Origin of the sequence: Oceanispirochaeta sp. M1, from assembly GCF_003346715.1 — a bacterium.
Taxonomy (GTDB): domain Bacteria; phylum Spirochaetota; class Spirochaetia; order DSM-2461; family DSM-2461; genus Oceanispirochaeta.
Genome location: NZ_QQPQ01000020.1, coordinates 33,976 through 49,670, shown reverse-complemented (window position 1 = coordinate 49,670; position 15,695 = coordinate 33,976). Strand labels below are relative to the sequence as shown.

10 protein-coding genes are annotated in these 15,695 nt (G+C 42.4%); 4 read left to right on the top strand and 6 right to left on the bottom strand.

Going from position 1 to position 15,695, the window contains the following annotated elements; translation table 11 throughout:
- Window positions 1-24 precede the first annotated feature (24 nt).
- Together rlmKL and DV872_RS15020 are read right to left on the bottom strand one after the other, a co-directional pair.
- Window positions 25-2,205 (bottom strand): bifunctional 23S rRNA (guanine(2069)-N(7))-methyltransferase RlmK/23S rRNA (guanine(2445)-N(2))-methyltransferase RlmL, encoded by a 2,181-nt coding sequence (rlmKL, locus tag DV872_RS15025; protein WP_114630773.1) that lies wholly within the window; start codon window positions 2,203-2,205, stop codon window positions 25-27.
- Window positions 2,205-6,212 (bottom strand): FlgD immunoglobulin-like domain containing protein, encoded by a 4,008-nt coding sequence (locus DV872_RS15020; protein ID WP_114630772.1) that lies wholly within the window; start codon window positions 6,210-6,212, stop codon window positions 2,205-2,207. The genes rlmKL and DV872_RS15020 overlap by 1 nt, the downstream gene beginning before the upstream one ends.
- A 427-nt stretch (window positions 6,213-6,639) precedes the next feature.
- Here DV872_RS15020 and DV872_RS15015 point away from each other — a divergent pair, with 427 nt between their 5' ends.
- Both DV872_RS15015 and DV872_RS15010 read left to right on the top strand, forming a co-directional pair.
- Complete coding sequence (locus DV872_RS15015) at window positions 6,640-7,164, top strand: helix-turn-helix transcriptional regulator (protein WP_114630771.1); 525 nt, start codon at window positions 6,640-6,642, stop codon at window positions 7,162-7,164.
- Between the two features lie 93 nt (window positions 7,165-7,257).
- On the top strand, window positions 7,258-8,007 hold the full coding sequence (locus DV872_RS15010) for a bifunctional 2-polyprenyl-6-hydroxyphenol methylase/3-demethylubiquinol 3-O-methyltransferase UbiG (RefSeq protein WP_114630770.1): 750 nt from the start codon (window positions 7,258-7,260) through the stop codon (window positions 8,005-8,007).
- A gap of 17 nt (window positions 8,008-8,024) precedes the next feature.
- Here DV872_RS15010 and DV872_RS15005 read toward each other — a convergent pair whose 3' ends face one another.
- Complete coding sequence (locus DV872_RS15005) at window positions 8,025-9,044, bottom strand: FAD:protein FMN transferase (protein WP_114630769.1); 1,020 nt, start codon at window positions 9,042-9,044, stop codon at window positions 8,025-8,027.
- 147 nt (window positions 9,045-9,191) lie between these two features.
- Here DV872_RS15005 and DV872_RS15000 point away from each other — a divergent pair, with 147 nt between their 5' ends.
- Both DV872_RS15000 and DV872_RS14995 read left to right on the top strand, forming a co-directional pair.
- Window positions 9,192-11,252 carry a SpoIIE family protein phosphatase gene (locus DV872_RS15000; RefSeq protein ID WP_114630768.1) on the top strand — a complete coding sequence of 687 codons (2,061 nt, stop codon included), beginning with the start codon at window positions 9,192-9,194 and terminating at the stop codon, window positions 11,250-11,252.
- Entirely contained in the window at window positions 11,249-13,372 is a 2,124-nt protein-coding gene (locus DV872_RS14995; RefSeq protein WP_114630767.1) for a GAF domain-containing SpoIIE family protein phosphatase, read from the top strand. The genes DV872_RS15000 and DV872_RS14995 overlap by 4 nt, the downstream gene beginning before the upstream one ends.
- Window positions 13,373-13,427: 55 nt before the next feature.
- Here the strand turns inward: DV872_RS14995 and DV872_RS14990 are convergent, their stop codons facing one another.
- Genes DV872_RS14990 through DV872_RS14980 form a run of 3 tightly spaced genes read right to left on the bottom strand, consistent with a single transcriptional unit; the run spans window position 13,428 to window position 15,694 of the window.
- A complete protein-coding gene (locus DV872_RS14990; RefSeq protein WP_114630766.1) occupies window positions 13,428-14,051 on the bottom strand; it encodes an HdeD family acid-resistance protein in 624 nt (207 codons plus the stop codon).
- A gap of 57 nt (window positions 14,052-14,108) precedes the next feature.
- Window positions 14,109-14,564, bottom strand: coding sequence for a hypothetical protein (locus tag DV872_RS14985; RefSeq protein ID WP_114630765.1), 456 nt, complete (start codon window positions 14,562-14,564; stop codon window positions 14,109-14,111).
- Window positions 14,565-14,581: 17 nt separating this feature from the next.
- Complete coding sequence (locus DV872_RS14980) at window positions 14,582-15,694, bottom strand: NADH:ubiquinone reductase (Na(+)-transporting) subunit F (protein ID WP_114630764.1); 1,113 nt, start codon at window positions 15,692-15,694, stop codon at window positions 14,582-14,584.
- Between the last annotated feature and the right edge of the window lies 1 nt (window position 15,695).

Below are 15,695 nucleotides of genomic sequence, written 5' to 3'. Positions count from 1 at the left end.
CTTAGATGTTTACTTATACAACGATTATTCTTTTACTTCGGCTCCGCGGATAAACCAGCAGCGGTGGCCGTTTTTCTTTCCCTGAAAATCGTCAGAGACGGTCCAGGAACTCTGCTCTTCAATTGTATATTCCTCCTCCAGAACCTTATCCATAACAAACTGTCTGTAATTATTTGAAAATATAAGAACTCCACCGTGTCTCAATCTCTTCATACAAAGATGAATCAATCCTGCGTGATCGTTTTGTAAATCAAATTCAGAGTTTCTGGATTTTTTGTTAAAAGAGTTTGGTGGATTCAAATAAATTATATCGTAATATTCTTTATTGTTTCTCAAATACTCAAAGCTGTCTGATTTTTCAAATTTATAATCTTCTGGTTCCAGTTTATTAAGAGTGAAGTTATCCTTTCCCCAGCTTAGAGAAGACCTGTAATTTTCTACAGATACAATTTTAGATGCTCCTCCAGCTGCAGCCATAAGACTAGCAGTACAGCTATAGGAAAAAAGATTAAGTACAGATTTTTCCTTGCTGTTCTCTAACAACCAACGACGGATATTCCTATGTTCCAGAAAAATTCCTGTATCTTGATAATCAGCAAAATTTACCCAGACTCTTTTATTCCATTCTTTTATAAGGAAACGTTCCCCTCTAGGTTCAGGCGTACTATACTTTTCCTTTCCGATCTGACGGTGTTTCTGCTTTAGATATATCTGATGCTTTGGTATTTCAAAGAGTGCACTGAGAATCTTTAAACTTTCACTGACTCTCTTTTGGGCTTTCACCTCATCAACTCTAAGGGGCGGTTTATACTCCTGCACATGAATCCATTTATCTTCGTATACATCAATGGCAAAATTAAAGTTAGGAAGGTCAGCGTCATAGACTCTATAACAACTTACATCTTCACGCTTCATCCATTTTTTAAGGTGTTTTCTTCTCTTTGAAAGGCGGTTTAAGAATTGACGACCCTCATCAGACCACTCCATTTCAGAGACAGGAAGGCGTTCAGTCTTAGAATTATCTTTTTTCTCTGTATGACTGAAAAGATCATAGTGTACCAGAAAGCAGGAAAGAGGACCGTTCATCACTTTATTTTCACGGGTGCTTCGTAGTCCTATGGACTTGATTAGAGGTTTTTCATCGGAGATTACAGTCAACTGCCAATTGCTGAACTCCTCTTTTTTAACAAGCTCTCCCAGTTCACGGTAGAGAGAATAGAGAGCCCCTTTATCACCAATCCTATGACCATAGGGAGGGTTTGTTAATAAGAGTCCCCTGGGGGATTTCGTCATAGCCTCTGTGAAATGAAAATCTGATAGCTCCTGTTTCTCTACATGGATATACTTTTCAAGTCCGGCTCTTTTTATATTCTCTGTTGCAGCGGCAATAGCATGACGGTCATTGTCGTATCCAAAAATCCGAGGGAGTTTTTCAAGGCCTGCCTTCCACTCCTGTTCTGCACGATCCATACACTCTTCCCAGAGATCCTGGTCATGCTCTGTCCAGTGGAGAAATCCGTAATGATTTCGATGAAGCTGAGCTGGTAATCCACCAGCGATCATAGCTGCTTCAACCAGGATGGTACCACTGCCACACATGGGGTCCAGAAATATAGAGCCTTCACTGCTCATCTCTTTCCATCCGGCACGCAGCAGCAGAGCCGCAGCAGTATTCTCACGAAGAGCCGCCTTTGCTGTATCCAGACGGTATCCCCGGTTTGAAAGACTGTCTCCAGAGAGATCGAGGTAGAGTTCGGCTGAATTATCTTCCTGCACATGAATCTGAAAGTTATAATCAGGGTTTTCTCTGTCTACATCAGGACGGCTTCCAGTTTTATCTCGCCAGAAGTCGGCAATTCCGTCCTTAAGTTTCAGGGCGACCATTTTCTGGTTCATCTTGCTTCTTTTCAGAGTTGAACGGCAGGAAAATGTTCCATCCTCCCTCATTATACTGTCCCATGGAAACGCGGCAGCCCCCGCAGTAATAGCGTCAAGACCGTCAATTTCAAATTCATGCAGACGCAGCAACAGATGCCCGGCGATTCTGGTCTTCAGAGAGAATTCATAGAGAAACTCCAGGGAGGCCGTAAAGGAGAGCCCTCCCCTTGTTCTCTTATCGATTGTCCCGCCCAGTGCCAGAACCTCCTCTTCAAGAAGGTCTTCCAGATACACCGGACAGGCGGCAAATAGTTTATATGTTTTCATTATTTAATGAGGATAAATTCCACTCTCCTGTTTTTCCATCTATTCTCCAGATCACTGTGGGGAACGATGGGATCCGTGCCGCCCTTACCGGCGACATCCATCCTGCTGTCCTGAATCCCAAGTTTACTCAGGGATTCCTTGACTACGGCTGCTCTGGAAAGGGAAAGTGGCTGAAGCTCTTCTTTCTCTTCCCGGGCTGCCCTGACAGGATTGTCATAATACTCGCTCACCGCATGGCCTTCAACCAGGATCTTGTAAGAACCGTACTTTTTAAGGACTTCCGCAAGACGTTTCAGAATCTCCTGGTTTTTGTCACCCTGTTCACCCGATGCAACAAGGCTGGCCTTATAGGGCTGGAAGGTTATATTGGATATTTGAACCTTTAGTCGGTTACCATCTCTGATTACAAGGATATCTACGGGTATCTTACCTGATTCAACTGTTGAGTGACCCAGGAAGTCTGTTACTCTGATCTCATAGGGGTAATCTTCTGCAGACTGTACCAGTTCACCCTGACGTGATCTTCCATCCCAGATAATTCTCTCGGAAGGTCTTCCTCTACCGCCGAAGCTGATAAAATCGTTACCTTTAGGATCCTTGATGGTCATCTGCCAGTCCCTGATGGGAGACAGATCCTGAACCGTAAGAGCAATCTTCAACTCATCGGACACATTATCATCATCCGGAGAGAAAGGTACGGGAGAGATCCCCACAACCACTGAGGGGGCTGAATTATCCACAAGAAACTCACGGCTCCTGGCCTGAGGTCTGTTTCCCTTCTTATAGTGAACTGTCAGTTCCCCGATAAAATTTCCTTCGAGAAGTTTACCGGCATCATCACGTCCGTCCCACTCCAGAAGCTCGGGAACAGAAGATTCTCCGTTGATGGTTCTGACTGCCTGACCTTCTGCTGTTTTAACAGCGAGATTCCAACCCTCTATACCCTTGGTATTACCTACATGTACCGTAAAGCTCTGTATACTGAACTCCTCTGACATAGGTGAAAAAATAGCATTCTTCGCTGTCAGATAAACGGGTGTGGAAGCCGTATCAATTTCAATGTTCCGCAGAGACTTTTCTGCACTGTTCCCTGCCGCATCAGATGTACTCAGCTTGTAGTGATATACTCCGTCTGCCGCAATATTACCGTTTTCATCAGTGCCGTCCCAATCAAAGTTTCCGGGAGTACCGCTCCAGAACCAGGTTCTTATTGTTTCACCGCTGTCATTCATCATAACTGCTGTGAGTTCTGCTTCCTTGCTGGTACTCTGACGGATCATAATAGAATCACCGGAACCGTCACCGTCTGGTGAAAAGAGAGTCTTATCCGCTTCAACTGTAAGTACAGGTGCAACGGTATCCTTCTCAAACACACCTGTGACAGCCTCGGGTCTGTCACCCTTTGCATAAACAACAGAAAGCCTGGCGGAATAAAAACCATCAGCAGCCTTGGCTCCTGATTCAGACTCACCCATCCAGCTGTAGTATTCTTTTATGGCTCCGCTGCCCTTCCAGCTCTTCACCACAGTACTGTCCGCTGCAGCAAGAACATCAAGGGTCCATGATTCAATCTCTGAAGGATTATCAATGATTGTATAGAATCTGACCTCATCCTTTGTTCCGTTATTATTGGGACTGAATGCATCATCACTTACTGTTATCTGTACAGACATTTCTCTTGTATCCAGGCTGAACCTGTGGGGAGCAGAGATTCCGCGGTTACCGGCCTTATCATAGGCTTCCAATGTAAAACTGTATTTACCGTCGGTAACGGGACGACCGTCCTGATCTCTTCCGTCCCATACCAGTATGGGATCGGCTTTGCCTCTCCAGAAGTAGGAACGTACAATCTGATTATCTCCATCACGGATAAAACCTTCCCAGTAATCCTCCTCTGAAGTTTCAAGGCTGAGAGTAAGTGAATCCTTGAACCCGTCTCCGTCGGGAGATAGAACAAGATCACCGCTGACCTTACCTACAGGTGCTGTGGTATCCACAGTAAAAGCAGGTGAGTAGGCTTCGGGGTTATATCCGTTCTGATACTTAATAGTAAGGAATCCTCTATATTTTCCTTCAGCAAGGCTGCCGTTCACACCGGCATCACCGTCATAGTTGATGGACTTGGGTACTTCGAGTACACCCTGTTGTCTGCTGTTATAAGACCAGAACATACGTCCAGTCAGGTCCTGAACCTGTAGTTCCCACTCCACAATCCCCGAAGTAACAGGAATATCCGGACCAAAGACTACATTATCGCTTCCTTCAGTATTCCCGGGGCTGAGCCATGCATTGTTTATCGTGAGATTGACAGGGGGCTGTTCTGTATTGATAAGTATATTCTCAAGACTGCCGGAACCATAGTTTCCTGCCAGATCTGTAGATTCAATAAAATAACGGTAAACACCGTCGGGAACAATCTTTTCATTATCATCTTTTCCGTCCCAGACAAAGTCTGCAGGGTATCCGTTTTCTATGATGTAATTTTTAAAAGCAGATGCGCTCTGATTCTCTATTTTAGCTTCCCAGAGCAGCTCCTCGGAACCGCTCTGTTTAATACCCAGACTGTCCTTGTTGCCATCACCGTCGGGTGAGAAAATCAGATCAAGACCGTCAGCCTGTACAACTGTAACTTCAGGGGCTACGGTATCAAGAATAAGGATCATCAGTTCTGATTCGGCCAGGTTGTCATTATCATCCCAGAAGGCCATCTTGAAACTGTATGTTCCATCTGCAGCTATCTCTCCTGAGTCCATAACACCATCCCATCGGAAGGTCTCCGGCAGTGTTGTACCGACCTTGGCGGAAAACATTCTGTCAAAAATATTTTTGAAGCTTTCGTTTTCAGGCCGCTCATCCTTGTTGTTAAACACTTTCACAAGAGTTCCCTCATCATCATAAATGGAGAAGGTATAGCCCATAATAAAACGCTCATCCTCTGCCAAATAGGGAAGATCAAGTTCATCCTGTACACCATTAAGATTGGGAGATATATAAATTGGCTCTTTGTACTCATGTGTGATAACCGGAGGATTCGCATCTCTGATGCCGAAAGGAATTGTTGCACCCACCCCGATGGCTCCTACTGAATTATAGAGGGGGGCTCCAGCTGCCTGAAATTCCACTTCACTGGTCTGCTGCCTGGTCTGCTCTTTATCCTTTGGTTTAAATGAAAAATTATAGGAAAGTCCTACAGATGGGATGATCGTCTGAAAATTACCGTTGATTGTATCAGATAGAATTACAGAAGATGATGTGAATATTTTAAGATTCTTCTGAATTGTGAATACCTGGCCCAGCTCAAATTTTATATCAGTAAATGTGGGGAATCCCAGATCTGAGTTGAGTGCCCAGTTGAAGTTTTCTTTATCAATAATATCAAAACCTGCTCCCAGCTGGAGTGTCAGGTTATTGGGAATTGCATTAAGATAGCTGCCGCCGTTGGTATATCCCTTACCCAGTTTATTTAAGGATGCTCCCCAGCGGAAATTTTTGAACTTACCAATAGTACCGGGTGTATGAATCACACCAAGATTGAGACCGAGGCCCCAGTCCATACCTGAGCCGATGGCTCCGGACAGTGAAAATCCGGTGTAAAGATTTTTATAGATCTCTTTGGAGAATCCGAAATCCATGGAACCGAATGTTCCGAAGTCCATGTCAGGAGCATCCAGACCGTCGGTAGTCAGAAAATGAAGATTTCCTGTAAACACCCCATATTTTGATGGAACAGCCAGGGCAGTATTGATAGCATGTCCCATACCGTTATCATCCCAACCTGCAAGATTTATATAGTTCAGGTCAAGAATGATTCTCTGGAAATTACCCGAGGCGGCAGGATTGATACCTGCTGACTGTGGAGAATCCATATTTGTCACCGAGGCTCCGCCTCCCAGAAACAGGGGGGAATACAAAGGATAGGCCAGCTCACCGCTGGACTCTGCAAATGCCCCGAATGGCATTATTAATAATAAAAGGATTATTAGACTTAACTTTATGGAAATCTTCACAGTTCACTCCTGTACAGCTGCAATATTAAAATCAGACATACTAATCTTAACCTAATATCAACACAATATCCTAATTGTAACAAAAAACTGCAAAGAGTACAGAAAAGAGTAAACGAATACTATTGAAATGTGCCATTCGGCCTATCAGGGGGGGCTTAATCACGGATCTGCATATTCCTCATTATTAATTTTTATGGAAAATTAAAACAAAAGTAGAATTATGTCGCCACTTTGAGTGTTCATTCATCAGTTTTCCCTAAGAATTTCAATAACAAAGTTCAGTTAAATATAAAAATACATATTTTTATTCCCTATAATATTTTATAAACTATGATTCTGTAACAACTACAAAACTTAAGCTGAACGACTGTACAGATAAATATTGATGTTAAAGAAATAATTCAATTTTACATCGGCCGGGAATGAAATGATCAAAGAAAATTTCAGTGTTAAAAGAACTTTATCAATTTTTTCCTCTATTACAGGACTGGGAATAGTCATGATGAATACGATTCTCTTTCTTTTTTTTAGAGGACTGTGTTTAAATGAAATAGATTTTAACCCGTCAGTTTTATATCTATTTATATTTTTGATCGTTTTATTTACCGGAATGGGATTTCTTATCCTGGCAGTCCTGTTTGTATATAAAAAAGAGATCAGGATTCTCAAGGATAATATTCAAGACAAAACTGAGCAGATCAGGTCTTTGGAACAGAAGATAAGTATGAAGAAGCAGGTTATTGATTTGGATAATTTCTCCATTACTTCAATGGAGACAAATGTAGTTAGAGAACTTTGTCTTCAGCCTAACCTTACAAATAAAGAGATTGGCAACAATCTTGATCTCAAAACAGGTACTGTAAAACAGTATATGAGTAAAATCTTCAAAAAACTCGCTATCAATTCCAGAGAGGAACTGGTAGACCGCTGTAAATTTAACTTCAGGAACTAAAACATCACAATAAATGATAGTAATAATGCCCCGGTCTTTTGCCAAGACATCGATAAAGGAATAGAATGATGAAAACTGATTTCTGGAGTAAGTATGTCTGAAGATTCCTGGTTTTCTGATGAGTGGTTCTGGAAGAACTATGGCCCTATTATGTTTGATGAGGAGCGTATGGCATCTTCGGCTTATGAGGCAAAAAGGATCAGGGAGATCTGCGGACTGAAAGAAGGTGCATCTGTTTTTGACTGCTGCTGTGGAATGGGACGGCATAGTGTTGAGATGGCTGAAGCAGGTTGTAAGGTTACAGCTGTAGATCTGTCACCAGGTTATATTGAGATGGCAAGAGACGCTGCAAAAAAGCACTCAGTGAATGTTGATTTTATAAATCAGGATATACGGAGTATAGATTATCAGGAGTGCTTTGACGCTGTGATAAATATGTTCAGCTCATTTGGATATTTTGATGATCCCCATGAAGATCTTGAACTGTTAAAGAAGCTGCATAGGTCCCTGAAACAGGGAGGCACCCTTTTCATGGAGATGTCGGGCAAGGAGGTTATTGCCCGGGATTTTGAAGAGCGTACCTGGTTTGAACGAGAGGGCCTAAAAATTCTTCTGGAATATTCAGTTGATCTGAACTGGACAGAACTATGCAATCACTGGCTCTTCTTCAAGGATGATAAGATGACTGAATACAGTTTTTCACATAGGATCTTTTCTGCAGCAGAGATGGCGGACCTTTTATGGAAAGCCGGATTCAGCACCATTGAAATTTACGGTGATTTTGAACAGTCACCCTATGATCATAAGGCAAAGAACCTGATTCTTGTGGGACGTAAGGATTGATTGCAGCTGCAAGCTGATTATTCAGAGATCAGTTTGAACTCAGTACTGGTCATCTTGAACTTATCTTTTATTCCTTCTGAGAGATAAACATGATCTTTATCATCAACAATGATGATATCAATATTGTCATGAGCTGCAGCATATTCCAATGCAGCTATACGGCCCATTGAAAACAGGGCTGTTGAAAATCCGTCAGCAGTCATACTCTCATGGGCAATCACTGTAAGGCTTTCTATTCCGTTGTCTACGGGGTATCCGGTTACCGTGTCCAGAATATGATGGTAGTGAATACCGTTTTCTTCAAAGAAGCGTTCGTAGATACCCGATGTGACAACGGCAGTGTCTGCAGTGGAGAGAATTCCAATATACTGACCTCTGCTGTCCCGGGGATTCTGTATACCGATTCTCCACTGAGATCCGTCAGGTTTGGATCCAATAAGCTGAACATTCCCCCCCAGGTTGATGATAGCCGATGTAACACCGGCTGCTTCAAGTTCCCTTTTTACAAGATCCGCCGCATGCCCCTTGGCTATACCACCAAGATCCAGCCGCATTCCGTCCTGCCCCAGAGTGATATTTCTGCCGTCTATCTGTATGGCGCTGTAATCCACGGTCTCGATGGTTTTTTCTATTTCTGAGCCTGGGGGCACTCTCTGATGAACACCTCCAATATCCCAGAGAGCGACAAGGGAGCCGATAGATGGATCGAAACGACCATCCGATTCATCTGCTATTTCAAGAGCTTTTTCAAGAACAGAGAGTGAATCACTGCTGAGTTGCCCCTCACCTTCTCTGTTGATTTTAGAGATTTCACTTTCAGGGATATTTACACTTAAGCGCTGTTCCATATCTTCTATACGGGCAAAGGATTTCTCCATTGCCATATCAACGAGGGATGGATTATCCATGGCGTGTATGGTGATAAAACAGGAGGTTCCTAAAAATATTTCAGATGAGGAGACCGGTTCCATACTACTTCCCTTACAGGAAGTGAAAAGTAAAAATATTGAAGCCCCAAGGGCGCTGTATTTCTTCATGATTTCTGATTATGTACAGCTGTCCATGAAATGTAAAGAGAGAAGAGTCAGGAGTTAAGAAGCAGTCTGTATTAGAAAAATTGCTGGATAATATGAATGCTTATATGGTATTGTAGTCTAATTCATTAAACAAAGAGAAAATCCTTTATGAAAATCCGAAATAAACTCTATCTGATTAATGCAGCCGTGTTTCTTCTGTTCAGTCTTATATTCACCTTTTTTATCTATTCCTCCTTTAAGCTCCTGGACTTAAAAGACCTTCAGAGAGATGCCGCTTCAGTAAGAAACAGCATCCTCAGGGTTGAATATGCCAATAGAGCTGTTCTCAATTCAAATGAAGCCCCCGTACATAACCTGAAATGGTCCGGAGAGGATTCTGCACAGAAACTTAGGGAGTTTTCAGAAAATATTGATCTCGCCTACCTTGATGATGAGACTGTAGAGAGTATCCGGGAAATTCAAAAAAACTTTCTCAGTCTGGATTTTGATCAGTATATGGAGGATCTCAGCGCAGCGATTTTTGAAATCAGACCAAAGATTTATGGTACCAGTCTTAATAAACAAATTGTTGATATAACTTCTTCTTCAGACATTAATGGGGAATTGTATTTTCCTATACTTGATATAACAGTGATGATAAAAAACTACATCCTCTGGCACCGGCCTCTGGCAGATGCCTATGTAACAATAACAAATGACATTATTCAGGAAGTTCAGGATCAGATCCGCCGTATTATGCTTCAGACTGCTCTTACCATGGCTGCTGGTATTATCTTGTCTATTCTGGTCATTTTCCTGATTTACAGAAATATGATCAGTAAGCTTCAGCATGTAAGGACTGGTATACAGAAAATATCTTCAGGAGACCTTCTGACCAGAATCAATGTGAACTCAAAAGATGAGCTTGCAACCATTGGTACCAATTTTAACCTTCTGACTGAAACTATCTGGCAGAAATTGAACAATATCGGAAGTATTATCCATGATATGGGACAGTCCCTTGAAGAAGAAGAGACCAGTCTTTCTCTGGAACAGACCATCCTTGATCTGGCTATAGAGAATACTCATGCCGACTCCGGCGCCTTTTACAGTCCTGATCACATTAATCGTAAAGTCAGATGTCTTTTAAAGAGCAGCAGATTTGCACTCCCTTTTGAGGATCAATCACTTGCAGATGAACTCCCCTTCGGCCAGACAATTATCGGTATGAGTGTACTGTCAGGAGAATCTCTGTTTTTGAAAAATCTTGATGGACAGAATCTGATTCCCCGGAAGAACATGTTTGAGAAGGGATATATTTCATCCTGTCTTATTCTGCCTCTTATAATAGATAAGGAAGTGAGGGGTCTGCTTTGTCTTGAAAAAAACAGTGAAAAGGATTTCTTTTCGGATATGGACTATGAGAATATTCAATCCTTTATTGAGTTCAGTGCTATTACACTGAATAATCTGGCTCAGTATAACCGACTGATTGAGAATTCCGGTCTAAATAGGGAAATGGAAATTGCCTCTGATATTCAGAAGAGTCTTCTGCCTCCCAGGCTGCCCAGGGTCAGCAATTTTGATCTCTCTGTAAAAACCTTTACACTCAAGGGAATCAGCGGTGATATCTATGATTTCTTCCCTCTTGGAAAAAACAGATGGCTTTTCTGTCTGGCTGAGGTTGAGGAGAAAGGGATTGCCTCTTCCATGCTTCTGGTTATTTTAAGAACCCTCGTCCGTATTCTGGTAAAGGTGGATCAGGAGCCTGCAGAAATGTTGAACAATATACTTGATAACTTTTATGAGACTACGGGTATCGAGACTGCATTGAAAATCAATCTCTGCCTGATGGAACCTGATATAAAAACCTTTCATTACTGCGGTACTCAGGGACAGAAAATGCTTCTATTTGATAAGAAATCCAATCAGGTAAAGATGATCAATGCGCAGCAGAAAGGGAATAATCGATTTATCTCAGTAAAAGGTTTGCTCCGAAAAGATGTATTTCTTTTACTGATGACTGACGGTTTTTATGCCGTTCGTAATGAACATGATGAAATATACGGGTGGGAACCTGCTCAAAATATTCTTCAGAAATATTCCGACAAGGGTCTGAGCTGGCTGCAGGATGCGGTGAATAAGGATCTCTCCTATTTTGAAAGAAATCTGGAGCAGAGGGATGACAGAACAATCTTTGTTGCAAGATACAAAGGAGCTAAAGGATGAAAATACAGACCCGAATCACCCTGACCAGTTTAATACTTATCCTAGGTCTTCTTTTATCTTCAGCCTTTCTGTTCCTCCGTTTTTCAACTGTCTATCAGCTAAAAAACTTTCAGCAGGACTGTGTAGATCTTAATATCTCCATGTCCCGTTTCACAGACAGGAATCTCAGTTTTTTTACAGAAGTAAATGACCCCCATGTTCTCAGTGACTACTGGATGACTGATCTTATTGAGTTTCATAATGACCTGAATACAGTTATCGGATCGGACCTGATTTCAAGGCTCAGTCCGGTATACAAAACACTTGTTAAAACAAGAGAACAGCAGTGGGATGTCACCTACAATGATGTAATTAATCCCTTCATTCTCGAACTGAACAGATTTAACGGTTCTGAAATGGCCGATGATGTTGAAAAAGGTGGTTTCTATACACTCCTCACTTTAAAAAAGTCTCTTAATGACCAGTCGGCAGTTAGACAGCTTGAGAAAATTCATGAATATCAGAAGACTCTTGATACCTTCCTGTCCATCTACCAGTATAGTGTTGAGGGATTAATTGATAAGCTCGATAATGAGGTCAGCAACTTTGTCAATGACAGTATTATTCTAATTTTTTCCATTATTTCAGCCATTCTACTGATCTCTCTTATCATTTCCTCAAGGTTTTCCAGGGTTCTGGTCCGGCGGATAGAACAGACCAATGAACAGGTAGAGATGATGAAGGACGGTTCTCTGGAGTTTGCAGAGGACAAGGAAAGTATAGATGAGTTTGATGAGCTGGTTCATGACTATCACTATTTCTCACGAAACCTCTCAGAACGTTTGAACTCACTCAAGATTTTGTTTCAGGATATAGGCAATTCTATCGGAGACCATACGGATATCGGAGCCTTTCAGGAGACTATTGTTGAACTGGGTATGGATTCTGTAAATGCCGACAGCGGTATACTCTTTCTGGTCGACAGCGAAAAGAATATTCTCAATATGGTTCAGCGGGTAGGATTCTGTCCCCCTCCATTTCCCCTGGAAAGGGAAGTGACCATGGTTCGAAAAAATGTTGAAGAGTATTTTGAGGCACACCCTCTGGATACAGATACTCCGGTATTCGGGCATCTCATGCAGAGTGGAGAGGCCCTTTTCATTAAAGATAATGAAGTAAGCGGCAACCTGCCCTACAATTCCAGCCCCGATGAGTGGCTTTTTATCTCATCGTTTATCTGTCTGCCCCTTATAGTCGGTAAAAAACTGATGGGGATTCTAACTTTTTATAATACAGAAGAGAAGAAAATCTTTTCAGATATGGACTTTACGTTTATCAAAGCCTATTCGGATTATACAGCCCAGTCCATTGATAATGTGTTCAAATATCAGAGTCTTCTGGAAAACAGAGAGATAGAAAAGGAGATTGATATTGCCGCTTCAATCCAGAAAAGGCTGCTCCCCGCAGAGATGCCTGATTTCTCAATCGGAAGTGCGAGAATCCACTCAAGGCCTGCCAGAGGAATCTCGGGAGACTACTTTGATGCCATACGTCTGGATGAGGATAAGATTATCTATACGGTGTGTGATGTTGCCGGTAAGGGTGTACCTGCCTCTATGCTGATGATCATGATCAGAACCATACTCCATGCTATCTGTCATAAACATAAATCTGCGGATACTCTGCTTAAGGAAATAAATTATCATATTGCGGGAAGAATCGGTGTAGATCAGTACGCCACCATGGCTGTATTTATTCTGGATGAGAAGAAAAGAGAGATGTCCTACTCCAATGCTGCCCACCACCCTCTCTATCTTTTTAGAAACAGGGAGATGGAGTTCAGAAGTTTTGATACCGAGGGACTGCCCATTGGAGTGGACAGAGATGCCGTATTCGGTCACAAAAGAATTAAGCTCCATGACCAGGATTATCTTTTTTTGTTTACAGATGGTCTTCCGGAAGCGAGAAGTCGCCATGGAGCAGAACTTTCTGTGGAGCAGCTTCTCCGCTTTCTGTCTGAAAACCTTGCAAAGATTCCTGAAGATCTGATTCCAGCTGTTCAGGACTATATTGCCCAATTTACCCGGGATGCCAAACAGCATGATGACCAGACCTTTCTGGCTCTGCAAATTCGCTGTTGAAAAAAGATAAGCGCCGGAATCGGCGCTTATCAAAATTTAAATACGATAGAAAGTGTTACTCCCTGTCTGAATCTGTTTTAGAAGTTTCAGGTTCAGACGCAGGTTTGTCCATATTACTCTGAACCCATTTCCGACTGTAGAAAGCCTGTATTCCCTGCAGAATGCCGCCGGCAAATACAGTGAATCCTAAAATACGGAAAATAATCTCCGCCGCTGCAGCTGAAGCCAGACAGAGGAGAACCCCTGTCAGAATCATGATGATACTGGATATTACATGATGAATACCGCTGCCGGGAAGTTTATTGGACAGAAGATCAACCACTCCGTAGAAGATAAGAAACAGCCCCAGAAGAATCAGGGGTATCCCTACAGATATATTACCAAAACTGATAGGAAAGGAGAGAATCACCAGACCGCTTATGAGCATGATTAATCCTCTGATTAGTATAATCCACCAGTTTTTCTGTATAGAAGAGAACTTGAACGACAATACAATCTGACTGATACCCAGCCATATCAAATAGAAACTGAATACCAGTGATACAAATACAACTCCGATTGTGGGGAATATCATCAGAATTAATCCGATAACAGCACTTATACATCCCTGAATAAAGGTGTAAAACCAGCTGTTTTTTAATATTGTGCTGCCGTTAGCATTTTCTACAGTACCTTCCATTCCTTTACCTACCTGTCTTTATAGCGTTATATGAGTATTATTCCTGTGAACGCAGGTTTATTCAAGTTCCAGAACTGACTTCAGCTGAGCTGGTTCCAGTCTGAAAGGAGATCCCTTACCCTCAAGGAAATGGTGTTTCTTCAGAAGATGTAGAGAAATCGTTGAGTACATTATGGACTCACCCTTCTCTATGTTTCTTACAACCGTAGTTATCTTCCTGTGAATACCATCCTCAAAAGGACAGGGAAGATGACCTCTGGCCTCGGTGGTCTGAACAATCCATTTTTCGTCTACAGTGATAGGTTCGCCCAGTCCGTTTCTCCCCTCTTCCATCATGTCTTTGAGAGTCTGGACTACAGTTTCGATGTCTATTCCCTCATGACGTAGAATCTCTTCTGATTCAACTATGATGTCCTGAAGTGGTCTTTTGTCATCACCCAGAAAGCCATCAGCCGTGATTACTCCCGGAGCCATGTTTTCCTGAGCTTTTCTCGTATTCGGTGTCATCTTCATATAAAATTTCCTCCGATCTAGGCGAATTTATCGTAATAAATATTCTCAAGAGCTATACCGTTGCCGGTCATAACATTATTACAGGCATTGATCATACCGGGGCTCCCGCAAAGGTAGCCTTCCATTTCAGTTTCTACGCCGATTTTGTCTTTGATATATCGATCGAGTACATCTGTAATGAGTCCAACGTCTCCTTTCCAGTTATCCTCTTCCTGAGGCTCTGACAGAGCGGGAATGAAATGGAACCATGGATTTGCCTTCTCCAGAGCCCTCATCTCATCCATATAGAACATGTCTTTCAATGAACGTGCTCCGAAAAAATACCAGAGATCCCGCTGTGTTATGTTGCTGTCAATCATCTCGTGAAGAATAGATTTAAAGGGTGCCATACCGGAACCACCGGCAACACAGACCATGGTAGCATCGGTTTCAGAGCGTCTGAAATCTCCGAATGGTCCTACAAGATCCATTGTGTCACCCTCTTTAAGCTGCTCATGAACGTAGGTTGTGGCAATTCCACCGGGAACCAGTCTGATAAGAACCTCAACCTTGTGGTCATCCAATGGTCTGGAAGACATGGAATAGGCCCGCTGAGTACCGCCCTTAACTTTTTTGTAGGGAGGAACAACAATCTGTATATACATTCCCGCCTTGAATTTGATGTCTTCATCACCCAGATCGAAGAGTACTTCCTTGATATCGTAGGTCAGGTCTTTGATACTGAGAACCTTTGCCTTGAACTGTTTTACATTAAACAGATCATCTGGAATATTTATTGCCAGATCTGCTTTTACTTTGATCTGACAGGAGAGGTGGATGCGCTCTGCAATCTCCTCATCCGTGAGATAAGGGGTTTCTGTCGGCAGGTGTTGACCTACATCACTTGTGATCTGACATTTACAGGCCCCACAGCTCCCCCTTCCTCCACAGGCAGAGGGTAGAAATATTCCTTCCGAGGCAAGCAGACCCAATAGAGGTTCTCCACCTTTTACAGTCAGTTTTTTTGTTCCGTTATTTATATCAATTTCACAATCACCGTAGTTGTTTACAATCTTATCGACCACTGCGATAAGAGCTGCCAGCACGGCGGCGATTGCTGCGATAGTTAATGGTGCAGTAATAAAACTCATG